We start from the raw sequence: 23,852 nt of genomic DNA, 5'->3' as shown, positions 1-23,852 counted from the left end.
CGGAGGGGTTCCGCGGGCAGAACTTTGCCTGGGCAAAGCTTTGTTGGGGATCGGTAAAGCTTTCCTCAGGGGCGGGTATAGAGGAGGGCCCCGCGTGCGGCGGGCCGGTCGCGCGGGGACATCATGGCCGGGCGTCGCGGCGTCCGCCGCGGGGCCCGACGGTGACGGTGCGGACGGCTCGCCGCCTCGGTGGCTGCGGGTACGAGCGAGGTGGCGGACGGATGAACGGCGCGGTGGACGGCGCGGTCTCCGTACTCGCCTACGACGGGCCGCCGCCTTGGCAGTGGTCCGACCTGGTCACCTCCTGGACGGCCGAGCCGCTGGTGCTCACCCTCTCGGTACTGCTCGGCGCCTGGTACCTGGTCGCGGCGCGCGCCGTCCACCGGTCCGGCGGCGAGCGCTGGAGGCCCAGCCGCACCGCCGCGTTCCTCGGCGGACTGCTGCTGTGGATCTGGTGCACCTGCTCCGGCCTCGGCGTCTACGACCGGATCCTCTTCACCGACCGGGCCGTGCAGGTCGTGCTGCTGCTGATGGTCGTCCCGCTGCTGCTCGCGCTCGGCGCGCCCGTCTCGCTGCTGGTCGGGTCCGCGCCGCCCGCCCGGCGGGAGCGGATCCTGCGGGTGCTGCGCAGCCGCCCGTCCAAGGTGCTGATGTTCCCGGCGGTCTCCACCGCCCTGCTGATGGCGCCGCCGTGGCTGCTCTACTTCACGCCCTGGTACGAGGAGTCGGTGTCCAGCGCGTCCGGGAACGTGCTGCTGCACCTGGCGCTGGTGCTGCTCGGGCTCGCCTACTTCTGGCCGCGGCTGCAGATCGACCCGGTCGGGCACGAGTACCCGCACCTGGTCGGGCTGTTCATCACCTTCGCGGAGGTGATCTTCGACGCGGGGCTCGGGATCGTGCTGATCTACGGCGGCCACCTCGTCGCCGAGCACTACTACGTGGCGCTCGGGCGCCCGTGGGGGCCGACCCCGGCCCAGGACCAGACCTGGGGCGGCAACGCGTTCTGGGTGCTGGGGGACCTGGTCGGGCTGCCGTTCCTGGCCGCGCTGGTGCGGCGGATGGTGGTGCAGGGACGGGAGGAGATCCGGGCCGTGGACGCCGAGCTGGACGCGCGCTTCGAGGCGGCGGCCGAGGAGGCACGGGCGGCGGGGCGGCCGGAGGAGGACGAGACGGGGATGCGGCCGTGGTGGCTGGACGACCCGAACCTCAAGCACCGGTACGGGGGGTAGTCGGCTTTCCTCCCGGAAGGCTTCGCGGCCTGCCGCGGAGCGCGTTTCCGCAGGTCAAAAATGGGTTGGCGAGGCCGGGCCGCTTCGCTAGCGTGTGACGTGTCCGGTTCGGGGGCCATTGGGCCGCCCGAGGAGTAGAGAGCAGGAGGTGAACCCCCGTGGTCGTTGTCGCCCCGATAGCTGCCCAGGGCAGCACTCGCGTTCACCTCCTTTTCCCGGCCGCCGGCTGAGCCCTTCGCGCCAGCCGTAGCCCGCCGGGACGTTCTCCTCCCGAAGGGCCACTGCGTTGATCAACGCTGCCTCCGTTCCGTCGTTCTCTCTCTCCCCCTCTTCTTCCTCGCCCTCCTTCTCCCTGTCCGAGGCCGACTCCGCGTCGACGGGCTCCGCCCTGGCCGGCTACGGCTGGACGTCCGAGCTCGCGGAGCTGTTCGAACCGCTGGGCGAGGCCGGGCTGCTCCCGGCCCGGATCGTCCGGGTCGACCGCGGCCAGTGCGATGCCGTGATCGCCGACCCGGAGACGGGCGAGCCGCGCACCGTCCGGTTCGACACCCGGCCGGTCGGTGACGCCGACATGATCAACTGCCCGTGCACGGGCGACTGGGCGGCCGTGGACCTCCACGCCCGGCCGATGGCGACCGTCGTCGCGCTGCTGCCGCGCTCCACCGCGATCATCCGCAAGGTGGCCGGCAAGCGCTCCGACGGCCAGGTGCTGGCGGCCAACGTCGACACCGTCCTGATCGCCTCCTCCCTCGCGACCGATCCCGACCTCGGGCGGATCGAGCGCTTCCTCGCCCTCGCCTGGGAGTCCGGCGCCGAACCGCTGGTCGTCCTCACCAAGGCCGACCTGGTGGACGACGCCGACTTCATCCGGTCCGACGTCGAGGCGGTCGCGCCCGGGGTCACGGTGCTCGTGGTGAGCGCCGAGACCGGGGACGGCATGGACGTGCTGCGCGCCTGCACCCCCGGCACCACCGCGGTGATCGGCCAGTCCGGCGTCGGCAAGTCCACGCTCACCAACGCGCTGGCCGGCGCCGACGTGATGACCGTCCAGGAGGCCCGCGAGGTCGACCAGAAGGGTCGCCACACCACGACCACCCGCGAGCTGATCCCGCTGCCCGGCGGCGGCGTGCTGATCGACACCCCCGGGCTGCGCGAGGTCGGCCTCTACGGTGGCGAGGGCGTGGACCTGGCCTTCGCCGACATAGCGGAGCTGGCCGAGGAGTGCCGCTTCCACGACTGCGGCCACCACACCGAGCCGGGCTGCGCGGTGCAGGAGGCGCTGGCCGACGGCACCCTCCCGCAGCGCCGGATGGACAGCTACCTCAAGCTCCAGCGCGAGAACGAGTGGATCGCCTCGCGTTCGGATGCCCGGGTGGCCAAGGCCCGGCTGCAGAAGTGGAAGGCGATCACCAAGTCGATGCGTGCCGCGGGAGGGCCGGTGAAGCGCTGATCAGTCGGCTTCGGCGTCGGCCGGCCACCGTCGCGCTGCGGCTGCGGCTGCGGCTGCGGTGGTCGGACGGCGCCGGGCCGGCCCGGCTCAGCGGAGGTCCGGCTCAGCGGAGGTCCGCCACCAGGCGGAAGCGCTGCAGGACCAGCGGGGTGGCGTCGTCCACGGTGAAGTCCGGGTCATCGAGGGCGTCGAGCATCTCCGGGCTGCGCCAGAACCGCTCGTGCGTGGCACGCCACTCGGCCACGGTGCGGTAGCCCTCGCCCTCGTCCAGGGCGTGCTGCAGATCGACCTCGGCGAGCGGGACCACACGGACGTCCGTGGTCTCGATCACCGCGATCCGGCGGCCGTCCGAGTCGAGGACGGCGGCCCGCTCGCCGACCAGCGGCAGGGGTTCACCCGCGTGCTCGTAGTCGGCGACCAGGCCGGTGGTGCTGGTCTTCGCACCGCTGAGGACGGCCGCGACCAACTCGTCGCGCAGCGGGCCGGGGAACGCGAACTCCTCCGGAGGCAGGGCGACGACCTGCGGGTCGTCCGGGCCGACGTAGGAGTGGTCGGCGCTCTGGGCGTCGGGCTGGGTTCCGGGCTGGGTTCCGGGCGGGGCGTCGGGCTGGGCGTCGGGCTGCTCGCTCATGGGGCGAGCGTAGCCGCGGGTCGTTCGCACGGCCCCCGATTTTCGGGGAACGGCGGGGGTGGGGCGGGAGGGGAGGGGGAGGGCCCCCGAACGGCGATGTCCGATTCCCGCCAGTCACCCCCCACCCGATCCCGCAGACTGGACAACGTGATCGACGACGACATCCGCTACCGAGCCGTGGACAGCCGGGACGCCCGCTTCGACGGCGTCTTCTTCACGGCGGTCACCTCCACCGGCATCTACTGCCGGCCGAGCTGCCCGGCCGTGACCCCCAAGCGAGTCAACTGCGTCTTCTACCCCAGCGCCGCAGCCGCCCAGGGCGCCGGCTTCCGTGCCTGCCGCCGCTGCCGCCCCGACTCCGTGCCGGGCTCGCCGGAGTGGAACCACCGCGCCGACCTGGTCGGCCGTGCGATGCGTCTCATCGGGGACGGCGTCGTGGACCGCGAGGGCGTCGCCGGCCTGGCCGACCGTCTCGGCTACAGCTCCCGCCAACTGCAGCGCCAGCTCACGGCCGAGCTCGGCGCCGGTCCGATCGCGCTGGCCCGCGCCCGTCGCGCCCAGACCGCCCGGCTGCTCCTCCAGACCACCGAACTGCCCGTCACCGACGTCGCGTTCGCGGCCGGCTTCGCCTCCGTCCGCCAGTTCAACGACACCGTGCGCGAGGTCTACGACCGCACCCCCAGCGGCCTGCGCGCCGAGGTCGCGGCCGGCCGGCGCACCGCGACCCCGGCCGGCGGCCTGACCCTGCGCCTGGCCTACCGCGGTGCGCTGGACAGCGACCACCTGATCGACTTCCTCGCCCTGCGCGCCGTGCCCGGCGTGGAGGAGGTCGTCCCCGGTGGGCGTCCCGGCGTCCGTACCTACCGGCGCACCCTCGCGCTCCCGTACGGCCACGGCATCGCCGAGGTCGACGGCCTGGCGCCCGGCGAGCCGCGCACCCGGGGCTGGCTGGACTGCCGGCTGTTCCTCGCCGACCTGCGCGACCTGCCGACCGCCGTCCAGCGCCTGCGCAACCTCTTCGACCTGGACGCCGACCCGCTCGCGGTCGACGATCAGCTCGGCGTCGACCCGGTGCTCGGCCCGCTGGTCCGGGAGCGCCCCGGCCTGCGTTCGCCCGGGCACGTGGACCCGCACGAACTCGCCGTCCGCGCCGTCCTCGGCCAGCAGATCAGCGTCGGCGCCGCCCGTACCCTGGCGGGCCGGCTCGCCGAGAAGTACGGCACCGCGCTGCCGGAGCCCAGCGGCGGCCTGCGACTGCTCTTCCCGACCGCGGCGGCGCTGGCCACCGCGGCCCCGGAGGACTTCGCGATGCCCGACGCCCGCCGCCGCGCGCTCACCGGGCTGTGCGCGGCCCTGGCGGAGGGCGTGGTGAGCCTCGACAGCGGGGTCGACCGGGAGGAGGCCGCAGCCCGGCTGCTGGACCTGCCCGGCATCGGCCCCTGGACGGTCGGCTACCTGCGGATGCGGGCCCTCGCGGACCCCGACGTCTTCCTCCCGAGCGACGTGGGCGTCAAGCACGGCCTCGTCCGGCTCGGCGCCCCGGGCGACCCGAGGTCCGCCGCCCGTGCGGCCGAGGCCTGGGCCCCGTGGCGCTCCTACGCGGTCCACCGGCTGTGGGCCGGCCTCGCGACCACCAGTACCGGAACGGAGAACGAACGAGCATGAGCACCACCGTCTACACCACCATGGAGAGCCCCTTCGGTCGGCTGCTGCTGAGCGGCGTCCTGCCCGAGGACGGCGGGCCGGCCGCGCTGGCCACCGTCACCGCGCCGGGCCAGAAGTACGCGCTGGCCGAGCCCGCCGACGACTGGGTCCTCGACCCGGAGGCGCTCGCCGAGCCGGTCGCCCAGCTGACCGCCTACTTCGCGGGCGAGCGCACCGGGTTCGACCTCCCGCTCGCGCCGGTGGGCACCGAGTTCCGCCGCCGGATCTGGGCCGCGCTGGACGAGATCCCGTACGGCACCACGGTCACCTACGGCGAACTCGCCGAACTGGCCGGGCAGGAGCCGCGGATGGTCCGGGCGGTCGGCGGCGCGGTGGGTGCCAACCCGCTGCTGATCGTGCGCCCCTGCCATCGGGTGCTCGGCGCCAGCGGCGCGCTCACCGGCTTCGCGGCGGGCGTGGACCGCAAGCGGCAGCTGCTGGAGCTGGAGAGCGGCACGCTGTTCTGAGCGGGGCCCCCGGCCGGTCCCGTCGCGGATACCCCGTCGTCCGCACCCCGCTGTCCTCACCGCGCCGCACCGATTCCGTCGGTCAGTCCGAACTGCGCAGGTCCACCCGCCAGTTGTGGCTGCGCATGAACCGTCCGGGCGGGAACTCGAACTCCGTCTCGCCGAGCAGCGTGAACCCGGCCTTCGCGCAGACCGCGTTGGAAGCCGGGTTGTCCACCGACGGAAAGGCGTGCAGGTACCGGTGGGCCGCCTCGCGGCGGGCGGCCGCGACCGCGGCGCGGGTGGCGGCGACGGCGATGCCGCGGCCCTGGTGGCCGGGCAGCACGTTCCATCCCATCTCGTGCACGGTCTCGCCCGCCCAGGTCCGGGTGCCGTAGCCGACCGTGCCGACCGGCTCGCCAGTGACCCGCTCACCCGCGGCCGCCTCGCCCAGGGCCGGCGCGCCGTCGGGCAGCAGCACGATCCGGTACATGCAGCCGAGGCCGGACGGGACGAAGTCGAGGTAGCGGCGGTGCCGGACGAGCAGCTGCTCCTCGGTCTCCGGCCCGCCGACGTGCTTCTTCATCTCCGGCGTGTTGACCCGGCGCAGCAGCGCCAGGTCGGCGTCCGTCCAGGGCTCGATGCGTACCCGTGCTGTGGTCATGCCGGGACGCTAGCGGCCCGCCCGGCATGACGACCAGCGGTTTTGCTCGCGGGCGGACGGCGCTGACCGGCGGACCGGCGGAGCCGGGTCACAGGGGTCGGGTGGCCGGAGTGGGGCCGCCGGGTCAGCCGTGTTCGGCGCCGGTCCCCGGCTGTGCGAGGGCACGGGCGAGCTGTTCCAGCGCGGGCAGGGCGTCGACGACCGCCGCGCGGTCGGCCGGGTCGAGGGTGTCGAGCGCGGTGGCGATGCGCCGCTCGTGGGCGTGTTGCCAGTCGTCCAGCTGGCGTCGGCCGGCCGGGGTGAGGGCGATCCGGGCGGTGCGGCGGTCGCCGGGGTCGGCCTGGCGGTCCACGAAGCCGGCTTCGAGCAGCTTGCCGACCAGCCCGCTGACGGTGTTGGGTGCCAGTCGCTGCCGGGCGGCCAGCTCGCCGACCCGCAGCGGTGCGGCGGCGAGGGTCTGGAGGAGTTCGACCTGCGCCATCGGCAGGGACTCCCACGGGTAGTCGGTGCGGATGCTGCTGCGCAGTGCGCGGCGCAGCCGGGTGACGGTGTCGGTCAGTCGCCGGGCGTGCTCGACCGCCGGGTCGGGGCTTGCGGTGGCGGAATCGGGAACGTGTGGTGACGACGGCATGGCGGACAGCGTATCTCCTGGTACGGGGCGTTCCGGGGGCGTGGTCCGCCCCTCGGACGCGGGCGCGGGCGGTCGGTGAGACGCTTCGTATCGCAGGTCGATCTGCTCGTAGAAAGAACATATCTGCATCCGATATATTCGTTGCATGAACGCCACCGCCCTTGCCGTACGGCTGCTCACCGAGCGGCCCCGGCCCCGCGGCATAGCCGGCTGGCGCCACGCCCACTGGCTGGCCGTCGGCACGGTCTGTCTCGGCGCCTTCCTCGGTCAGCTCGACGCCAGCGTCATCGCCCTGGTCTTCCCCGCCATCGGCCACCACTTCGACGCGGGCTTCGCCGCCGTCGAGTGGGTCGCCCTCGCCTACCTGCTCGTCCTGGTCGCCCTGCTGGCGCCGATCGGCCGGCTCTCCGACCTGGTCGGCCGCAAGACGATGTACATCGGCGGCTTCGCCGTCTTCGGCCTCTCCTCCCTCGGTGCCGGATTCGCCGGAAGCCTCTGGATCCTGGTCGGCTGCCGGGCCGTCCAGGCCGTCGGCGCCGCGATGATGCAGGCCAACAGCGTCGCGCTGGTCGCCCGCGGCGTCCCGGAGCACGCGATGCGGCGCGCGCTCGGCATCCAGGCCTCGGCGCAGGGGCTCGGGCTGGCGCTCGGCCCCAGCCTCGGCGGGCTGCTGGTCGAACACGCCTCGTGGCGCTGGGTGTTCTGGGTCAACGTACCGATCGCCGTGTTCGGCATCCTGGCCGGCTGGTACCTGCTGCCCCGCACCCGGACGGGCCTCCCGGGCCGGGGCCCGAGCCCGAGCCCGGCGCCGATCCCGATCCCGAGCCCGAGCCCGGTTCCGGGCCTGGTGCCTCGGGCGCGGGCCGTGCCGAACGCCGGGAAGCACCCGGCGGTGCACCCGGCGGTGCACCCGGCGATGCACCCGGCGGTGCACCCGGCGGTGCGCCCGGCCCGCGACGAAGCCCGCTTCGACCTGCCGGGCATGCTGCTGCTCGCCGGGGCGACCACCGCACTGCTGCTCGCCCTGTCCACCGCCTCCGGACTGCCGCTCCCCGGGTGGATCGTCGCCGTCCTGCTGCTCGCCGCCGCCGTGCTCACCGCCGCACTCGTGCGCCAGGAGCGGCGGGCCGCCCGGCCGATCCTGGCACCCGGACTGGTCAACACCCCGGGCGTACGGTCCGGCCTGGTGATCGCGCTGATCGGCTACCTGCTGCTGTTCTGCCCGCTCGTGCTGGGCCCCGTGCTGCTCACCGGCGCGGGAGTGTCCACGGCCGGCGCGGGCCTGCTGGTCACCCTGCTGCCCGCCGCGTTCGCGTTCGCCGCGACGGTCGGCGGCGGGCTGCTGCCCCGGGGCTGGTCCGACGTGACCAGGTGCCGTTTCGGTGCGGCCGTCGCGGCCGCCGGACTGCTGCTGTTCGCCGTACTCCCGGTCTCGACCGCCTCGGCGGCCCCGCTGCTGGTCGCCGGGTACGGACTGGGCCTGCTGCTGCCGGCCAACAACGCGCTGGTGATGCGCGCGATCCCGGCGGAGTGCTCGGCGGTCGGCGGCGGCATGGTGAACATGGCGCGCAGCCTCGGTACGGCGCTCGGCATGGCACTGTCCGTCCTGGGTGTCCACCTGGCGGGCGCGACGTCCGGTGGGCGGACGGTGCTGCTGCTCCTCGCGGCGGTCGCGACGGCGGCCGCGGTCCTCACCCGGCCGACCCCCGCTACCGGTGCGGCCCTCACGAGTCGTACGACCGGCACGAGCCGCACGGCCCGTTCCTGAGGTCGGCCTCCCGGACCATCTGCGGAGCCGGCCCGTCCGACACGACCCCCGGAAGAGACGCACCGTCCCCCGCATGCCGGCCCGATCACCACCCGGGCGTCATCGGATACCTCCGGTGTCTCCCTCGCGGCTTGGCCGACGAGCAGAAGACCGGAAGGACGAGCCCCGGCGGTGCCTGTCAGGACGTCCGGCGGACGGGAGCGTTCAGGGCGTCCTGGGCCCGGTTCAGGCCGAGCCGCACCAGCGTCTCCAGGGCGTCGGCGCAGCGGTCCAACTCGCCCGGCATGGCGGCCAGTTCCTCGTCCGAGAACTTCTTCAGCACGAAGTCGCCGACGCTCTGCCCCTTCGGCGGCCGGCCGACGCCGAACCGCAGCCGGACGAAGTCGCGGGTGCCCAGCACCTCGCCCACCGAGCGCACCCCGTTGTGGCCGCCGGGCCCGCCGCCGCGCTTGAGCTTGGCGGAGCCGAACGCGAAGTCCAGGTCGTCCTGCACGACCACCAGCCGGTCCGCCGGCACGCCGTACCGGCGCAGCAGCGCGGCCACCGGGCGGCCGGACAGGTTGATGAACCACAGCGGCTTGGCGAGCAGCACCGGCCGGCCGTCGACCTCGATCTCCGCGACCAGGGTGGCGAGACCGCGCCGCCGGAAGCGGGCGCCGTGCCGCTCGGCCAGCCGGTCGACGGCGAGGAAGCCCGCGTTGTGCCGGGTCTGCCGGAACCACGGTCCGGGGTTGCCCAGTCCGGCGATCAGCCACGGGACGGCAGGAGCGGCCGGAGCGGCCGGGGAACCGGCGGCGGGGAACGTGGGGGAGGCGGGGGTCATGCGAGGTCTCCGCGAGGGGTGGGGACGCCGGACGGCCGGGGCGCGGCGGGGACGGTACGGGACCGTCGGCCGCGCCCCGGCCGTCCGGGGAACGAGGGGGTCGAGCCGGTTCGGGCCCGGCTCAGGAGGCGGGCACCCCGGGGGCCGCGCCGCGCTCGGTGAGCATGTCGGTCATCAGCTGCAGCTCCGAGGTCTGCGCGATCACCATCGACTGCGCCAGCCGCTTCTCGGTGTCGTTCCTGGCCAGGTCCACGTAGCCCTGGGCCATCTCGACGCCGCCCTTGTGGTGCTCGATCATCAGCTGCAGGTAGAACACCTCGGCGTCCCGGCCGCTGAGCGAGCGCAGCTTCGCGATCTGCGTGTTGGTGGCCATGCCGGGCATCAGCGAGCCGTCGTGCGCCTGGTAGTCGTGGCCCATTTTCATCCACGCCATCGGCTTGGCGGTCGAGTGCTGCGTCAGCCCCCACTGGTCCAGCCAGCCCATCATCATCCCGCGCTGGTTGGCCTGGGTGTTGATGATGTCGAAGGCGAGGGTGCGGGTCGGCTCGTCGCTCGTGCGGTCCCGTACGACGAACGACAGGTCCACCGCCTGCTGGTGGTGGGTCGCCATGTCGCGGGCGAAGCCGGCCTCGGGCGAGTCGTCCGCGGGGACGGACAGCGAGGTGCCGGAGGCGGAGGTGCCGCTCGCCACCAGCGCCGGCACCCCGAGCGCCAGCGCCACGGCGGCGGCCAGCGCGGCCGGCCACCACATGCGCCGACGGCGTGGGGCCGCGCCCCCGCCGTCCTCGGCGGTGACGGCCCCGGCCACGGCCTCCGCGGCCGACCGGACGGCGTCCCCGGACACCGCCCCTCCGGACGCGGCGCCCTCGGGCGCGACACCCTCGGGGCGGCCCGCGTCGGCGGTCACATCGCCCCCATGGTGCAGGAGGCGCCCGGCTCCTGGGTCTGCTTGCCCTGGACGTACTTGGTGAAGAACTGGTTCACCCGGGGGTCGCTGGCGCTGTCCACGACCAGCTGGGTGCTCCAGGCGTTCAGGGTGATGGTGCCCTGCTCGTCCGGGTACGGGCTCATCAGCGAGTACGGGGTGGCCTTCACCTTGTCGGACAGGGTCTTGATGTCGTCCGGGGTGGCCTTGCCGTTGTAGGTCACCCAGACCGCGCCGTGCTCCAGCGAGTGGACGGCGCGCTCGTTCTCGACCGGCTGGTCGTAGACGTGGCCCATGCAGTCCAGCCAGACGGCGTTGTGGTCGCCGCCGACCGGCGGGGTCATCGGGTAGGTGACCTTCTCCTTGACGTGGTTGCGGGTCAGGTCGCCGAAGGTCTTCACGCCCGGGATGTCCGCGTTGGCGGCGGCTTCCTTGTCCTTCTTCTTCTGGTTCTGGTCCATGACGATCCAGGTGCCGGTGGCGATCGCGCCGATCACCAGCACACCGGCCACCACCGAGGCGACGATCTTGTTGCGGCGCTCGCGGCGCTGCTCGGCGGCGCGCAGCTCGGCTATCCGGGCGCGGCGGTCGAGACCGGCCTGCTTGCCGCCGGACTTGTTGGACTGCTTCGAGGCGGAACCCATGGTGGTGTCCTTGTCCCCGCCGCGCACCGGTCGGTGGCGGCGGTCAGCTGGAGGGGGAGACGGGGCGGATCCGCCGGCGTCGGGGCCGGCGGCGGGTTCCGCTCAGGACCGGTGGACCTGGAGCTCGTGCAGGTCGGGCGCCGGGTGCGAACCGTCCAGCAGGCCCGCGGGCGCCACCCGGGGCAGCGCCTCGGGCGTGCCCGGGGTCACGGGTGACACGGCGGGCTGGGGCTGTGGAGGCGGATTCGGCAGCTGGGCGTCCTGCGGGCAGAACGGGTGGCTGGAACAGCCGTTGTTGCGCGGGGGCTCGCCGTCGGCGGTGCAGAGGATCCAGTGACCCTGGTCCTCGGCGATCCGGTGCTGGTCGGAGGCCTTCGCGGCCTTGCCGACCTCGGCGATCTTCGCGGCCCGGGCGGGCTTGGTGGCCTGCGCGGCGTGGCCGGCGTGGGGCGCTTGTCCGATCGCGACCTGGACGCTGACGACGGTCACGGCACTGACGGGGGCCGCGGCCGGCACCGGACGGGCGGTCCCGTCCAACGCCTTCGCCTGGCCCGCGCAGGGCAGCATCGTCAGCAGGGCGACGAGCAGCAGGACCAACAGCGCACCCACCGGGCGGCCCGCCGGTGCGGCCCTCCCCGGTCGGGGCGAGCTGGGGGCCGACGCGGTCATGCGCACATTTAATCAGCCGAACGTGTGAAGCGATGCCCCCCATCGGCCCTCATTTTCGGGGGCACGCACACCCGGATGGCCAGGAAACACCCTGCTCCGGGCACATCCGGCAAGCACGGACGGAACGGAAACGGACGGAGCGGTGTCCTCCGCCGCGAAATGACCGGGACACGGCGACGAACCGGCTGGTCGGCGGCGTGGCCGGGATGTTCCGGTGGGTGACCGGTTGTCGCCGAAACCCGGACAGGGTCGTTGCCCGTGGAGAACAATGACGTCGAGCCCGGCCCGCCGGGGGCGGCGCGACCACGGACCCGAGCAGGAGCCGCCAGATGAGCAAGCAGGGTGCACCCGCACAGCCGCACCGGCCCGACGACGGCTGGTGGGACACCGTCTACGACGGCCCGGCGGGCACCCTCCCCGACACCCCGCACGCCGACCCGGGGGACGGCAGCGTCGACGACTGGTTCGACACGGCGGTCGGGCTCATCGGGCAGCAGCGGTCGGGGGAGCCGGAGCCGGCGGAGGAGGCTGGGCCCGCGGCGGAGGCGGGGCCCGCTTCGGAAGCTGCGCCTGCGTCCGAGCCGGAGCCTGCGCTGGTGCCCGAGCCGGAGCCTGCTGTTGCCCCGGAGCCCGTGCAGGACGGTGGGGACAGCCTCGACGACTGGTTCGCCACCGCCGTCGGCGTGATCGACGGGACGGAGGGGATCGGGCGTCAGCGGAGCGCCATGGAGACCCACCAGTTCCCGGCACCGTCCTTCGCAGACGACAGGCCGAAGGCGAAGCCGGAGCCGGTGTCCGAGCCGGAGCCGGAGGCGGTGTCCGAGCCGGAGGCTGCTTCGGTCTCGCTGGAGAAGACCGCCTCGCCGTCGGCTCCGGAGCCGGTCGCCGAGCCCGCGCGCGAACCCGAACCCGAACCCGAGCCTGTTGCCGAGGACGTCGAGGTCGAACCCGAGCCCGTCGTCGCCGACGTCCCGGAGGTCACCGCCGTCCCGGACCTCGCCGACGTCCCGGAGGTCACCGCCGTCCCGGACCTCGCCGAGGCCGCCGAGGCGCCGGAAACTGCCGAGGACCTCCAAGTACCCGAGGCGGCTGCGGCACCCACCCCTCGCCCGACCCCCTCGCCCGAACCCGAGCCCGATCACGCACCGGCACCCGAACCCGACCCGGGACCCGCACCTCCCGCCGTCGCCGTCCCCGACCCCCGCCTGGCTGCCCGTGCGCCGCTCGCCGACGGTGGGGCCGCCGTCCCGCACGTCGGCGAACGCCCCCCGACGTACGGGCCCGAGCCGACGGCCGTACCGGAGGCGGACCCGGCCTCCCTGCGCTCGGTCGTCCCGGACACCGTGCTGGAGGGGGCGCAGTACGGACCGTCCGTGCTGCGCGCCGCCTCCGTCCGCGGCGACTCGGCCCGCTACCGGGGTGAAGCGCGCCGGGACTGCCTGGTGGTCACCCGCTTCGGCGACGGACCGGACGGGCTGCTGCTCGCCGTCCTGGGCGGCTTCGACCGGACGGGCGGCGCCGAGGACGACACGGTCACCGCGGAGGCCGTCGCCACCGCCACGGGCGAGGCCTGTCGCCAACTCGCCGCCGCGATCGGACGCAGCCGGGTCGGGCTGGCCGCCGATCTGCGCGACGGCGCCCGGGACCGGCTCCGCTACGGCCTCCAGCGGCTGGCTACCGGCGCCGCGGCCCCGCTGCGCGCGCTGGCGCCCAGGGCGGAGGGGGACGACACGCCGTCGCCGGCCTCGTTGCACTGCCTGATGGTCTCGCTCGACCCGGCGGCCGGCTACCGCGCGGCCTTCGGCGTCGGCCCGGGCGGCCTCTACCTGCTGCGCTCCGGCCACTGGATCGACGCGTACGCGGCTCGCTTGCTGCACCACCCGGACGGGCAGCCGCCGGTGCCCGAGGCCCCGGTCCCGGATCCGCGCCCGTTCCGCTTCCGGCTCGTCCCCGCCACCCCGGGCGACATCCTGCTCCTCTGCACCCCCGGCCTGAGCCGCCCGATCGCCGACGAACCCGCCGTCGCCCATTTCCTCTCCACCCACTGGGCCCACCCCCACCCCCCGGGCACCGTCGACTTCCTGCGCCAGGTCCAGGTCCGCGCCAAGGGTTACGCCGACGACCGCACCGCCGCGGCCGTCTGGACCGAGTGATATGTAGACCGGTCTACATATGCTGCCGCCCCGGCTTCCACGCGCCTGTGCGCCAGAAGTCGACCAGACCGACTTCTGGCGCACAGGGGCGGCTGGCGGTCTCAGTCCTCGAAAGCAAATCTGTAGACCGGTCTGCATATTCTTTCTCGGCGTCCGCAGGGAAGGCCACGCAGGAAGTCGGCGGGCCCGACTTTTGGCGCGCGCGTGGGTGTCCGAGCCGGCGTGGTCTGTAGACCGGTCTACATATTGCCGCGGGCGGGCGCAGCGCGGTGGGGTGGGCGGAATGTTGGCACTGCGCAGAAAGTCGGCCCAGCCGACTTCTGGTGCGCGGGGCTCGGTGGTGAGGAGCAAATCTGTAGGCCGGTCTACATATTTTGCCGAGCGAGGCGGCGGCGCTGCACGGGAAGTCAGCGGGCTCGACTTTTGGCGCGCGTGGGTGCGCCGCGCTGGTAGACAGTCAGTAGACCGGTCTGCATATTTCAGCGCGGCGCGGCGCGGCGGGCGGAACGGGCGGGGCGGCCGGGCGCAATGTTGGCACTGCACAGGAAGTCGGCCTGGCCGACTCTTCGTGCAGGCGGGCGCCCCAGGGGGCCCGGAATCCGTAGACCGGTCTACATATTTCCCCGCCGCGCCCCCGTCAGGTGCGGAGGAGGATGTTCGCCACGGCGGTGGCCTGGGTGAGGGCGGCAGGGGGGTGGGCGTCGGGGAGGCCGATGGCGATGGGGACGGCGAGGCCGTCGAGGAGGGCGCGGATCTGGGTGGCGCGGTCGGCGGTGGGGCCCGGGGTGAAGTGGCCGGTGGCGGTGCCCTCCTCGATGAGGGCCACCAGGTCGGCCTGCCAGGGAGCCTCGATCTCCCGCTGCCCCTGGCGGATCTCGGCGCTCGCGGGGGAGCGGCCCCACACCTCGACCCAGAGGATCCACCGAGGGTCCCCCGCGCCCTCGGGCAGGTACAGGCGCAGGTAGGCGTCGAGGCGCTGCCAGGGGTCGAGGGAGTGGTCGGCGAGGGCGTCGTGGCGGCGGGCGCCGAGTTGGTCCTCGCTCCAGCGGAGGGTCTCCAGCAGCAGCTGGTCCTTGCTGCCGAAGTAGTAGAGCAGGTGCCCGGCGCTCATCTGGAGCTGCTTGCCGAGTGCGGCCATGGTGAGCTTGGCCAGCCCGTGTTCGGCGATGGCGGACCGGGCGGTGGCGAAGACCTCCTCGCGGGGGCGTGCCGGCCGGCGCGGGCGGGGGTCGGCCATGTGCGGTGCTCTCCCTCGGTGGAACGGAGGTTCGAAGGCTACCGGAGCGGGGTCGGGGGCCCCGCTCCGGTGGCTCCGGGGTCAGGCCTTGGGCTGCTGCTGGGTGATGCAGTGGATGCCGCCGCCGTTGGCGAAGATCTCGCGGGCGTCGACGAGTTCGACGGTGCGGCCCGGGTAGGCGCGGCCGAGGATGGCGGCGGCCTCCTGGTCGCGCGGGTCGGCGAAGGCGCACAGGATCACGGCGCCGTTGGCCACGTAGTGGTTGATGTAGGAGTAGTCGACCGGCTCGCCGTCCTCGTCCAGCAGGACGGTGGGGGCGGGCAGTTCGACGACCTCCAGCTGCCGGCCCCGGGCGTCGGTCGAGGCGCGGAGGATGGCGACGAGTTCCTTGCAGACCTCGTGGTCCGGGTGGGAGGGGTCGGGCTGGACGTGGGCGACCACGACGCCGGGGCGCACGAAGGAGGCGACGATGTCGATGTGCCCGCGGGTGCCGAACTCGTCGTAGTCGCGGGTGAGGCCGCGCGGGAGCCAGATCGCCTTGGTGGTGCCGAGGAAGGCGTGCAGCTCGGCCTCGACCTCCTCCTTGGTCCAGTCGGCGTTGCGGCCCTCGCCGAGCTGGACGGTCTCGGTGACCAGCACGGTGCCCTCGCCGTCGACGTGGATGCCGCCGCCCTCGTTGATCAGCCGGGAGGCGAACCGCTGGACCTCCGTCAGTTCGCTGATGTGCTCGGCGATGTGCTGGTCCTTGTCCCAGCGGGCCCAGCCCTGCGCGCCCCAGCCGTTGAAGATCCAGTCGGCGGCGGCCAGCGAGCCCTTGCCGTCGATCAGGAAGGACGGGCCGATGTCGCGCATCCAGGCGTCGTCGAGCGGACGCTCGACGATCTCGACCTGGTCCGAGACGTACTTGCGGGCCTCGGCGGTCTCGCCGGTGTTGACGATCAGCGTCACCGGCTCGTACCGGACGATGGTGTTGGCGACGGAGGCCCAGGCCTCGCGGCCCGCGTGCAGCGCCTCGGGGCTGTCGAAGGTGGGGTTGGTGGTCGGGAAGGCCATCCAGGTGCGGTCGTGCGGGTGCCACTCGGCGGGCATCCGGTAGCCGAGGGAGGCGGGCGTCGGGTTGGTCATCGTGGTGTCCTCAACAGGTGGGGGATCAGAGGAAGTAGAGGCGGCTGAGCGGGACGCTGTCGGCCGGTTCGGAGCGCAGTGGTGAGCCGTCGAGCGAGACCAGCCCGGTCTCGGTGACCTCGACGCGGCCGAGGCGGGCGTTGCGCACCATGTCGCGCGGCCCGATGCCGCGGGTGCCCCGGACGCCGACGCGGCGGCGGCGGGTGGGCAGGCCGTCGGCGGGGCGGTCGAGGTAGGCGCCGTCGGCGGCGGCCCGGGCGACGAAGGCCACCGAGATGTCGGCGGCGGTCGCGCCGTGGGCGCCGAACTGCGGCCCCAGGACGAGCGGTTCGCAGCGGTCGGTGGAGCCGTTGGGATCGCCGACCACACCGTACGCGGGGAAGCCGGCCTTCAGGACGAGCTGCGGTTTGGCCCCGAAGTGGTCCGGGCGCCACAGCACGATGTCGGCGAGCTTGCCGATCTCGATCGAGCCGACCTCGTGCGAAAGTCCGTGCGCGATGGCCGGGTTGACGGTGAGCTTGGCGATGTAGCGCAGCACGCGCTCGTTGTCGTCGCCGCTCTCGGCCGTCCCGTACGAGCCGGTGCCGTCGAGCGGACCGAGCTCGGCCTTCATCTTGCCCGCCATGGCGAAGGTGCGGCGCACCGTCTCGCCGGCCCGGCCCATGCCCTGGGCGTCGGAGGAGGTGATGCCGATGACTCCGAGGTCGTGCAGGACGTCCTCGGCGCCCATGGTGCCGGCCCGGATCCGGTCGCGCGCCATGGCGGCGTCACCGGGCAGGTCGACCTTGAGGTCGTGCGCGGAGACGATCATGCCGAAGTGCTCGCCGAGGGCGTCCCGGCCGAACGGCAGCGTCGGGTTGGTGGAGGAGCCGATGACGTTCGGCACGCCCGCCATCTTCAGTACGTTGGGGACGTGTCCGCCGCCGCAGCCCTCGATGTGGAAGGCGTGGACGGTCCGGCCGTCGAGGACGCGCAGGGTGTCCTCGACCGACAGGCACTCGTTCAACCCGTCGGTGTGCAGGGCGACCTGGACGTCGTACTCCTCGGCGACCCGCAGTGCGGTGTCCAGTGCGCGGGTGTGCGCGCCCATGTCCTCGTGCACCTTGAACCCGGACGCGCCGCCCTCGGCCAGCGCCTCGACCAGCGGGGCCGGGTCGGAGGACGAACCGCGGCCCAGGAAGCCGATGTTGACCGGCCAGGCGTCGAAGGCGTTGAACGCGTGGCGCAGCGCCCAGGGCGAGTTGACGCCGACGCCCCAGACCGGCCCGAACTCCTGGCCGATGATCGTGGTGACGCCGGAGGCCAGCGAGGCCTCCATGATCCGCGGCGAGAGCAGGTGGACGTGGGTGTCGACGGCGCCGGCGGTGGCGATCAGTCCCTCGCCGGAGACGATCGTGGTGCCCGTGCCCACGACGACGTCCACGCCGTCCAGGGTGTCCGGGTTGCCGGCCCGCCCGATCGAGGCGATCCGCCCGCCGATCAGGCCGATCGAGGTCTTGCGGATGCCCTGGACGGCGTCGATGACCAGCACGTTGCTGATCACGACGTCGCAGGTGTCGCGGACGGCGGCGGGCTTGAGGTGCAGGCCGTCGCGGGCGGTCTTGCCGAACCCGGCCAGGAACTCGTCGCCGGGCGCCTGGGAGTCGGACTCCACGCGGACGATCAGGCCGCTGTCGCCGAGCCGGACCCGGTCCCCGGCGCGCGGGCCGTGGACGGAGACGTAGTCGTGCGGGGTGATCGCGCTCATGCTCCGACCTCGCTTCGCTCGGCGGGCCACGCCCGCGTGGCGGCTCCGTTCGATTCTTCTCCCCCGGACTCCGGGCGGGGGTGCTCCCATCGCCCGCTCACGACGGCACCTCCGAGTCGTCGAAGCCGGTGAGGTAGCCGGTGGCGCGGGCCTTGGCCAGGGCGGCCTCCTTCGCGCCGGGCGCGTCGAGGGGGCCGTCCACGAGCCCGGCGAAGCCGATCGCGACCCGCTCGCCGCCGATCGGCACCAGGCCGACCTCGACGGTGGCGCCCGGGTCGAAGCGCACGGAGGAGCCGGCCGGGACGGCGAGGTGGGTGCCGTAGGCGGCGGCGCGGTCGAAGGCCAGGCGCGGGTTGGCCTCGAAGAAGTGGAAGTGCGAGGTGACCGAGATCGGCACCGCGGAGGTGTTGTGGACGGGGAGCAGCAGCGTCTCCTCGATCGGGTCGTACCCGGCGCCGTCGCCGATCAGGGTGCCGCCGGGGGCCTCGTCGCCGAGCGAGCCGGCGCCCTTGAACGGGTCGTTGACGACGGCGAGGCGGGTGCCGTCGTCGAAGACGGCCTCGACCTGGACGACGGTGACCACGTCCGGCACGCCGGGCAGCACGTCGTCGGCGGTCAGGACGGAGCGGCCGGCCTCGATGGCCTCGGCCAGGCGCAGGCCGTCGCGGGCGGCCTCGCAGACGGTGTCCGCGATCAGGGCGGTGGCCTCGGGGATGTTGAGGCGCACACCCCGGGCGCGGCGGGCACGGGCCAGCTCGGCTGCCGTGAAGATCAGCAGCCGGTCCCGTTCGGTGGGGGTCAGTCGCACGGTTCCTCGCTCGCGGTCGCCGGGGAGGGGGTCGGCTCGGGGCCTCGGGGCTTCCGGGGTGATGTTAGAACGTCGTTCAAACATCTTGGGTCATTGAACCCGGACCGGGGCGCTCTGTCCAGCGTTGCCGGTCCGCGCGAGTTCGGCTCCCTGGGCGGGGGATGGGGGTGAGGGGCCGGTCCGGCGGCGTCGAGCGGGGCGGGAGGAGCGGGGCGCGGGCGGAGGTGCGGCGGGGGGCGCGTGGTCGGGCGCACGGCCCGGACGGGCGCCGGGTGTGCGCGGGATCGGGTGGCGGCGGCTTCGGGAAGCGCCTCTGCGCTTCGCAAACCTGTCCGGCGCGGGCAGTTGGATCACGCGAACCTCCCCGTGCCCCTTTCACCCCACGTGATCGGACGCACACTGTTGCAAACGCCGTCAACTGGGCATGAGGATGGTGGTCAGATCGAGGGGGCCACCCGGCCGGCGGGGGATCCGGAGGCGGGGGCCCGGATTTCAGGGCGGGGGCATGTGGTGATGAACGGTCAGTCGCGATTCCCGCGTCAGAGGACGAGTTCGGGCGACGCCTACCGGTCCGGGCCGGTCCAGGGAACGGTCGGCGGCACCGGAGCACCCGGGGTGACCGGAGCACCCGGGGTGACCGGAGCACCCGGGGTGGCCGGGGCGAACGGGACGGCCCGGCCGGGCGTGCCGGCCCCCGAGTGCGCCCTGCACCGGCGGCTGCACCTGACGCTCGACCCGGCCGACCTGGTCGCGGTGGGCGCGGTCCGGCAGCGGCTGCGCTCCGCGCTGAGCCACTGGGGGGTCCCGGAGCTGTCCGACACCGCCGAGCTGCTCTCCTCCGAGCTGGTCACCAACGCCCTGCTGCACACCACCAAGGGCGCCGTCTTCGACGCGGTGCTCGGCTCGGACGACCGGCTGCGCATCGAGGTGCAGGACGGCGCGAGCAGGCTGCCCGGGCGGCGGCGCGATCCGGAGGCCGAGTACGCGACCTCGGGGCGCGGCCTGATGCTGGTGGAGGCGCTCGCGGACTCCTGGGGCGTGCAGCTGAGAGGCGACGGCAAGATCACCTGGTTCGAACTCGCGGCGCCCTGAGTCCGGTCGCCGGAGCCGTAAGATTGTTCGCAGTCTATTGATTCGCCGTCGAAGGAAGCCCTGAACAGAAGGCGGAGCGGAAGATTTCCGGCCCGTTGGCATTGCCGCTCGGCGGAACATTGGCCAGGATGGTGGGAATGTGTGTCCACGTGCGAGAAGCAGCGGGGAGACCGTACCTCGACTGACCACCGTCCGTCGGCACCGTCCTATCCAGCACGACTCATCACATCGCCTCGCGGCCCGTCCGGACGGTCGGCGCGGTCCGCCACGGCAGCGGTAGGAGCAGCATGCCCACTGAGCCCGAGTCGCCGGGGCCGGCGCTTTCTCCCGGCGCGTCCGTCGTGGAGCCGCGAGCCGTCGAGCCCGGAACCGCAGAGCCCAGAACCGCAGAACCGTGCACCGTGGAGGCCCGCACCGCCGACACACGCACCGTCGAGCCGCGCACCGCAGCGCCCGGAACCGCCGGGCCGCCCGCCGCCGGCCCCACCGCCGCCGGGACGGGCCGGGCCCGGCCGCCCGCGCAGTCGAACCGGCGGAGCCCCGCGGTGCGCCCGTCCCCCAGCCTCGCCGCCGCCCGGCTGGCGCCCGTGCTGTCCGGCGGGCTGCCGCCCGCCTCCGCCGACTCCATGCCGGACTGGCTGGAGCCCGCGATGGCCGCCAACGGCATCGGCTCCTTCGACTGGGACATCCGCCGGGACGTGCTGGAGGGTGATCCGCGGGCCTGCGCGATCATCGGCCTGGACGCCCCGGGGCAGGCCCGCTTCGACCGCTCCGCCGACTCCTTCCTGTCCCTGCTGCACCCCGAGGACGCGCCGGTGGTGCGTCGCCGGGTCGAACGCGCGGTCGCCGAGCTCGGCCAGTGCGGCGCCTACTACCGCACCGTCGGGCCGAACGGCTCCATGCGGGCGGTGCGCTTCCGCGGCCGGGTGCTTGCGGACGCCTTCGGCCGCGCCTCCCGGATGGTGGGCTTCGTCTGGGACGCCACCGTCGAGCTGCACAAGCGCGACCACGCCGACCGGATGGCCCTGCTGCGCGAGGAGCGTTCCCGGTTCATCAAGGAGGCGGCGCGCGCCCTCTCCGAAGCCGTCACCGTCCGTGACGTGGCCCGGGTGTTCACCGAGCTGCCGCTGCCCGGGCTGCCGCCGGACGGCCTGGTGCTGGCCTCCTTCGAGGCCGGCCGGGCCCGGATCCTCGGCGCGTCCGGCTACCGCACCGACGCGCTGGCGGTCTGGGACCGCACCGTGCTGCCCGCCGGCCACCCGGCCGCCGAGGCGCTGCGGCACCGCACGCCGGTGTTCGTCTCGACCCGCGAGGAGTTCCGCGACGGCTACCCCGAGGTGTGGGAGCCGACCAGCCGCACCGGCCGCGGCTCCTGGGCGTACCTGCCGCTGGTGGCCAGCGGCCGGGCGATCGGCGTCTGCGTGGTCAGCTTCGACGACGAGCGGGAGCTGGACGCGGACGAGCGCACACTGCTGACAACCCTGGGCGGGCTGGTCGCCCAGTCGCTGGCCCGGGCCCGGCTGCACGACGCCGAGCACGAGCTGGCGGCCGGCCTGCAGCGGGTGATGCTGCCGCGCACCGTCCCCTCGGTGCCGGGCGTGACGACCGCGGTGCGCTACCTCGCGGCCGGATCCGGCCTGCAGATCGGCGGCGACTGGTACGACGTGGTGCCGCTGCCCGGCGGGCACGTCGGCCTGGTGATCGGCGACGTCCAGGGCCACGACGTGCACGCCGCCGGGATCATGGGCCAGCTGCGGATCGCGCTGCGCGCCTACGCAGCCGAGGGCCACCCGCCCGCCGCGGTGATGGCCCGGGCCTCCCGCTTCCTCGCCGACCTGGACACCGACCACTTCGCGACCTGCACCTACGCCGAGGTCAACGTGGACTACGGCGTGGTCTACGCCGTCCGGGCCGGCCACCTCGACCCGGTGGTGCGCCGTGCGGACGGCAGCGTCACCGTGGTGCCGGTGGCCGGCGGCCTGCCGCTGGGCATCGACCCGGACCAGGAGTACCGGGTCACCCGCTTCAGCCTGGACCCGGGCGAGACCGTGCTGCTCTGTACCGACGGCCTGGTCGAGGCGCGCGGCCTGGACCTGGACGAGGGCGTCGCCCGGCTCACCCGGGTGCTCGCCCGCCCGCTGCCGCGCGCCGAGCAGGCGGCCCGCGACCCCCTGGAGGAGCTGGCCGACCGGATCGCCTCCCAGGCCGCCGACTCCAGCGAGCGCGAGGACGACATAGCGCTGCTGCTCCTGCGCTGGGACGGCCCGGCGGGCGGCCTCGCGGCCCAGCAGCTGCGCCGCCGGATCGGTCAGGCGGACCTGGCCCGGGTCGCCGAGGTGCGGGCCGAGCTGCGCGACGCGCTGCGCCGCTGGGGCGTGGCCGAGTTCATCGACACCGCCGAGCTGCTCTCCTCCGAGCTGGTCACCAACGCGATCCGGCACACCGACCGGGACGCCATGTTCACCGCCCGGCTCTACCGGGAGCCCGAGGAGGACGGCGGACGGGCCCGGCTACGGGTCGAGGTGGAGGACGAGTCGGACCTGTGGCCGACCCGCCGCACGCCGGGGGAGCAGGCCTCCTCCGGGCGCGGGCTGATGCTGGTCGAAGCGCTGGCGGACTCCTGGGGCGTGGAGCCGCGCGGCTCCGGCAAGCGGATGTGGTTCGAGCTCAGCGGGGCGGCGGCCTGACCGCCCCGTGCCGCGCGCGTGCCCTGACCGCTTCGAGCCCCGCGCGCGTGTCCTGACGGGACCGGGGCGCCGCCGCCCCCGCGAGGGGGCCGGCGGCGCCCCGGCGGGATCGACGGGCCCCGGGGCGTCAGCCGAACTGCTGCTCCAAGTCCTTCAGCTTGCGCTCCAGCGAGTCCAGCCGGGGCAGCGTGACGGTGTCCTCCTCCAGGGTGAGGTCGATGGTGCGCCGCTCCGGGCGCGCCGGCAGGCCAGGCTGGACGACCGTGCCCTCGGCCGGTTCGACCTCGCGCGGTGCGCCGGGCCGCTCCACCTGGGGCCGTTCCGTCCCGGACCGTTCCGTCCCGGACCGTTCCACCGCGGGCCGTTCCCCGGGCCGTTCGACCGCGGGCCGTTCGGTCGCGGCGGGCCGGTCGGCCCCGGGCCCGCCGACTATGGCGGGCTCCGAGCCGGACTCCAGCTGCCGGGCGGCGCCGCCGCCCCGGCGCCAGGTGCCGTGCGAGCGGCTGATGGCCCGGATCTCGGCCCGCTCGCGGCGCCCGGCCAGCTTGCGGCGCTCCCTCTCCTGGGCGCGCTCCCGCTTGTCGTCGCGGACCTCGTCCACCGCCTCGTCCAGGCTGCGCACGCCCTCCAGGAGCATCAGCGACCAGGCCGCGTAGGTCTCGCGCGGGGCGCGCAGCCAGCGGACGATGCGGATCTGCGGCAGCGGGCGGGGGACGAGCCCCTGCTCGCGCAGCGCGGCCCGGCGGGTCTGCTTGAGCGCCCGGTCGAACAGGACCGCCGCCGAGAGGGACATGCCGGAGAAGAACTGCGGGGCGCCGGCGTGGCTCAGGCCGCGCGGGGCGTGCACCCAGTTGAACCAGGCCGAGGCGCCGGCGAAGACCCAGACCAGCAGGCGGGAGCCGAACGCCGCGTCACCGTGACTGGCCTCGCGGACGGCGAGTACCGAGCAGAACATCGCGGCGCCGTCCAGGCCGAACGGGACGAGGTACTCCCAGCCGCCGGACAGACCGAGGTTCTGCACGCCGAAGCCGACCAGGCCGTGGAAGGACAGCGCGGCGGCGACACCGGCGCAGCAGAACAGGAGCGTGTACGAGGCGGCACCGTAGAGGGATTCCTTGCGGCGGCGCCGTTCCTCGGAACGCTCCCAGGAATCCGCGCCGGCGGCGCCCGTGGATCCCCGGCTGCGGAGCAGAGCGACCAGGAGCGCGCTGACCAGCAGCCCCGCGACCACGGTGACGGCCCACCCGAGCGGTATGTCGGACAATTTCATCGCCGGAACCAGCCTCGCTTTCCTTCGTCGCGTTCCTGTGTCGTGATGGCGGGGACCATCATGACGGATGCTCGGCGGGCGAATGACCGATTCGGTGTCAATGCGCTGGGGAGAGGGATTTCTGACCCGGGAACAAAACTATTGTCTGA

The 23,852-nt window shown here is 74.1% G+C and carries 20 protein-coding genes; 8 read left to right on the top strand and 12 right to left on the bottom strand.

Features of this window, described 5'->3' with window-relative positions; all coding sequences use genetic code 11:
* Positions 1 to 221 precede the first annotated feature (221 nt).
* Both ACIGG8_RS37260 and rsgA read left to right on the top strand, forming a co-directional pair.
* Entirely contained in the window at positions 222 to 1,229 is a 1,008-nt protein-coding gene (locus tag ACIGG8_RS37260; protein WP_350523600.1) for a cytochrome c oxidase assembly protein, read from the top strand.
* 352 nt (positions 1,230 to 1,581) lie between these two features.
* Positions 1,582 to 2,679, top strand: coding sequence for a ribosome small subunit-dependent GTPase A (gene rsgA / locus ACIGG8_RS37255; RefSeq protein WP_396553063.1), 1,098 nt, complete (start codon positions 1,582 to 1,584; stop codon positions 2,677 to 2,679).
* Between the two features lie 103 nt (positions 2,680 to 2,782).
* Here the strand turns inward: rsgA and ACIGG8_RS37250 are convergent, their stop codons facing one another.
* Positions 2,783 to 3,310, bottom strand: a complete 528-nt coding sequence (locus tag ACIGG8_RS37250) for an ASCH domain-containing protein (RefSeq protein WP_396553043.1) — start codon at positions 3,308 to 3,310, stop codon at positions 2,783 to 2,785.
* 96 nt (positions 3,311 to 3,406) lie between these two features.
* On the opposite strand from ACIGG8_RS37250, the gene ACIGG8_RS37245 reads away from it, so the two are divergent.
* Positions 3,407 to 4,975: a DNA-3-methyladenine glycosylase 2 family protein gene (locus tag ACIGG8_RS37245; RefSeq protein ID WP_396553042.1), complete on the top strand. Its 1,569-nt coding sequence runs from the start codon at positions 3,407 to 3,409 to the stop codon at positions 4,973 to 4,975.
* A complete protein-coding gene (locus ACIGG8_RS37240) occupies positions 4,972 to 5,481 on the top strand; it encodes a methylated-DNA--[protein]-cysteine S-methyltransferase (protein WP_396553041.1) in 510 nt (169 codons plus the stop codon). The genes ACIGG8_RS37245 and ACIGG8_RS37240 overlap by 4 nt, the downstream gene beginning before the upstream one ends.
* An 82-nt stretch (positions 5,482 to 5,563) precedes the next feature.
* Here ACIGG8_RS37240 and ACIGG8_RS37235 read toward each other — a convergent pair whose 3' ends face one another.
* Both ACIGG8_RS37235 and ACIGG8_RS37230 read right to left on the bottom strand, forming a co-directional pair.
* A complete protein-coding gene (locus tag ACIGG8_RS37235; RefSeq protein WP_396553040.1) occupies positions 5,564 to 6,124 on the bottom strand; it encodes a GNAT family N-acetyltransferase in 561 nt (186 codons plus the stop codon).
* A gap of 124 nt (positions 6,125 to 6,248) precedes the next feature.
* The gene (locus tag ACIGG8_RS37230; RefSeq protein ID WP_350523605.1) at positions 6,249 to 6,755 is read right to left on the bottom strand and encodes a MarR family transcriptional regulator; all 507 of its coding nucleotides are present in this window, start codon (positions 6,753 to 6,755) and stop codon (positions 6,249 to 6,251) included.
* Between the two features lie 145 nt (positions 6,756 to 6,900).
* Between ACIGG8_RS37230 and ACIGG8_RS37225 the strand changes: the two genes are divergently transcribed.
* On the top strand, positions 6,901 to 8,523 hold the full coding sequence (locus tag ACIGG8_RS37225) for an MFS transporter (protein WP_396553039.1): 1,623 nt from the start codon (positions 6,901 to 6,903) through the stop codon (positions 8,521 to 8,523).
* A gap of 178 nt (positions 8,524 to 8,701) precedes the next feature.
* Here ACIGG8_RS37225 and pth read toward each other — a convergent pair whose 3' ends face one another.
* The 4 genes from pth to ACIGG8_RS37205 form a co-directional block, all read right to left on the bottom strand.
* Positions 8,702 to 9,346, bottom strand: coding sequence for an aminoacyl-tRNA hydrolase (gene pth, locus ACIGG8_RS37220; protein ID WP_396553038.1), 645 nt, complete (start codon positions 9,344 to 9,346; stop codon positions 8,702 to 8,704).
* 121 nt (positions 9,347 to 9,467) lie between these two features.
* Positions 9,468 to 10,097 (bottom strand): DUF305 domain-containing protein, encoded by a 630-nt coding sequence (locus ACIGG8_RS37215; protein WP_396553062.1) that lies wholly within the window; start codon positions 10,095 to 10,097, stop codon positions 9,468 to 9,470.
* 152 nt (positions 10,098 to 10,249) lie between these two features.
* Positions 10,250 to 10,915 (bottom strand): DUF3105 domain-containing protein, encoded by a 666-nt coding sequence (locus ACIGG8_RS37210; protein WP_350523609.1) that lies wholly within the window; start codon positions 10,913 to 10,915, stop codon positions 10,250 to 10,252.
* 102 nt (positions 10,916 to 11,017) lie between these two features.
* Positions 11,018 to 11,584, bottom strand: a complete 567-nt coding sequence (locus ACIGG8_RS37205) for a hypothetical protein (RefSeq protein ID WP_396553037.1) — start codon at positions 11,582 to 11,584, stop codon at positions 11,018 to 11,020.
* Positions 11,585 to 11,913: 329 nt separating this feature from the next.
* On the opposite strand from ACIGG8_RS37205, the gene ACIGG8_RS37200 reads away from it, so the two are divergent.
* Positions 11,914 to 13,737: a hypothetical protein gene (locus ACIGG8_RS37200; protein WP_396553036.1), complete on the top strand. Its 1,824-nt coding sequence runs from the start codon at positions 11,914 to 11,916 to the stop codon at positions 13,735 to 13,737.
* Positions 13,738 to 14,374: 637 nt separating this feature from the next.
* On the opposite strand, the gene ACIGG8_RS37195 is transcribed toward ACIGG8_RS37200, so the two are convergent.
* The 4 genes from ACIGG8_RS37195 to ureA form a co-directional block, all read right to left on the bottom strand.
* A complete protein-coding gene (locus ACIGG8_RS37195) occupies positions 14,375 to 14,974 on the bottom strand; it encodes a TetR/AcrR family transcriptional regulator (protein WP_396553035.1) in 600 nt (199 codons plus the stop codon).
* Between the two features lie 81 nt (positions 14,975 to 15,055).
* Positions 15,056 to 16,099: an agmatine deiminase family protein gene (locus ACIGG8_RS37190; RefSeq protein ID WP_350523613.1), complete on the bottom strand. Its 1,044-nt coding sequence runs from the start codon at positions 16,097 to 16,099 to the stop codon at positions 15,056 to 15,058.
* Between the two features lie 25 nt (positions 16,100 to 16,124).
* On the bottom strand, positions 16,125 to 17,846 hold the full coding sequence (locus ACIGG8_RS37185; protein ID WP_396553034.1) for an urease subunit alpha: 1,722 nt from the start codon (positions 17,844 to 17,846) through the stop codon (positions 16,125 to 16,127).
* 97 nt (positions 17,847 to 17,943) lie between these two features.
* Entirely contained in the window at positions 17,944 to 18,654 is a 711-nt protein-coding gene (ureA, locus tag ACIGG8_RS37180; RefSeq protein WP_396553033.1) for an urease subunit gamma, read from the bottom strand.
* Between the two features lie 633 nt (positions 18,655 to 19,287).
* On the opposite strand from ureA, the gene ACIGG8_RS37175 reads away from it, so the two are divergent.
* Both ACIGG8_RS37175 and ACIGG8_RS37170 read left to right on the top strand, forming a co-directional pair.
* Positions 19,288 to 19,746 (top strand): ATP-binding protein, encoded by a 459-nt coding sequence (locus tag ACIGG8_RS37175; RefSeq protein ID WP_396553032.1) that lies wholly within the window; start codon positions 19,288 to 19,290, stop codon positions 19,744 to 19,746.
* 545 nt (positions 19,747 to 20,291) lie between these two features.
* Entirely contained in the window at positions 20,292 to 22,433 is a 2,142-nt protein-coding gene (locus ACIGG8_RS37170; protein WP_396553031.1) for a SpoIIE family protein phosphatase, read from the top strand.
* Positions 22,434 to 22,560: 127 nt separating this feature from the next.
* On the opposite strand, the gene ACIGG8_RS37165 is transcribed toward ACIGG8_RS37170, so the two are convergent.
* Entirely contained in the window at positions 22,561 to 23,703 is a 1,143-nt protein-coding gene (locus ACIGG8_RS37165) for a DUF2637 domain-containing protein (RefSeq protein WP_396553030.1), read from the bottom strand.
* Positions 23,704 to 23,852 lie beyond the last annotated feature (149 nt).

The organism is Kitasatospora sp. NPDC085464, from assembly GCF_044541955.1.
Taxonomy (GTDB): domain Bacteria; phylum Actinomycetota; class Actinomycetes; order Streptomycetales; family Streptomycetaceae; genus Kitasatospora.
Note: the sequence above shows the minus strand (reverse complement) of the source record. Positions and strands in the feature narration are given on the sequence as shown.

Bases quoted from the DNA above. Each gene is read 5' to 3' on its own strand.
- ACIGG8_RS37260 (WP_350523600.1), top strand. From the start codon at position 222: ATGAACGGCGCGGTGGACGGCGCGGTCTCCGTACTCGCCTACGACGGG.
- ACIGG8_RS37250 (WP_396553043.1), bottom strand. From the start codon at position 3,310: ATGAGCGAGCAGCCCGACGCCCAGCCCGACGCCCCGCCCGGAACCCAG.
- ACIGG8_RS37245 (WP_396553042.1), top strand. From the start codon at position 3,407: ATGTCCGATTCCCGCCAGTCACCCCCCACCCGATCCCGCAGACTGGAC.
- ACIGG8_RS37240 (WP_396553041.1), top strand. From the start codon at position 4,972: ATGAGCACCACCGTCTACACCACCATGGAGAGCCCCTTCGGTCGGCTG.
- ACIGG8_RS37235 (WP_396553040.1), bottom strand. From the start codon at position 6,124: ATGACCACAGCACGGGTACGCATCGAGCCCTGGACGGACGCCGACCTG.
- ACIGG8_RS37230 (WP_350523605.1), bottom strand. From the start codon at position 6,755: ATGCCGTCGTCACCACACGTTCCCGATTCCGCCACCGCAAGCCCCGAC.
- ACIGG8_RS37225 (WP_396553039.1), top strand. From the start codon at position 6,901: ATGAACGCCACCGCCCTTGCCGTACGGCTGCTCACCGAGCGGCCCCGG.
- pth (WP_396553038.1), bottom strand. From the start codon at position 9,346: ATGACCCCCGCCTCCCCCACGTTCCCCGCCGCCGGTTCCCCGGCCGCT.
- ACIGG8_RS37215 (WP_396553062.1), bottom strand. From the start codon at position 10,097: ATGTGGTGGCCGGCCGCGCTGGCCGCCGCCGTGGCGCTGGCGCTCGGG.
- ACIGG8_RS37210 (WP_350523609.1), bottom strand. From the start codon at position 10,915: ATGGGTTCCGCCTCGAAGCAGTCCAACAAGTCCGGCGGCAAGCAGGCC.
- ACIGG8_RS37205 (WP_396553037.1), bottom strand. From the start codon at position 11,584: ATGACCGCGTCGGCCCCCAGCTCGCCCCGACCGGGGAGGGCCGCACCG.
- ACIGG8_RS37200 (WP_396553036.1), top strand. From the start codon at position 11,914: ATGAGCAAGCAGGGTGCACCCGCACAGCCGCACCGGCCCGACGACGGC.
- ACIGG8_RS37195 (WP_396553035.1), bottom strand. From the start codon at position 14,974: ATGGCCGACCCCCGCCCGCGCCGGCCGGCACGCCCCCGCGAGGAGGTC.
- ACIGG8_RS37190 (WP_350523613.1), bottom strand. From the start codon at position 16,099: ATGACCAACCCGACGCCCGCCTCCCTCGGCTACCGGATGCCCGCCGAG.
- ACIGG8_RS37185 (WP_396553034.1), bottom strand. From the start codon at position 17,846: ATGAGCGCGATCACCCCGCACGACTACGTCTCCGTCCACGGCCCGCGC.
- ACIGG8_RS37165 (WP_396553030.1), bottom strand. From the start codon at position 23,703: ATGAAATTGTCCGACATACCGCTCGGGTGGGCCGTCACCGTGGTCGCG.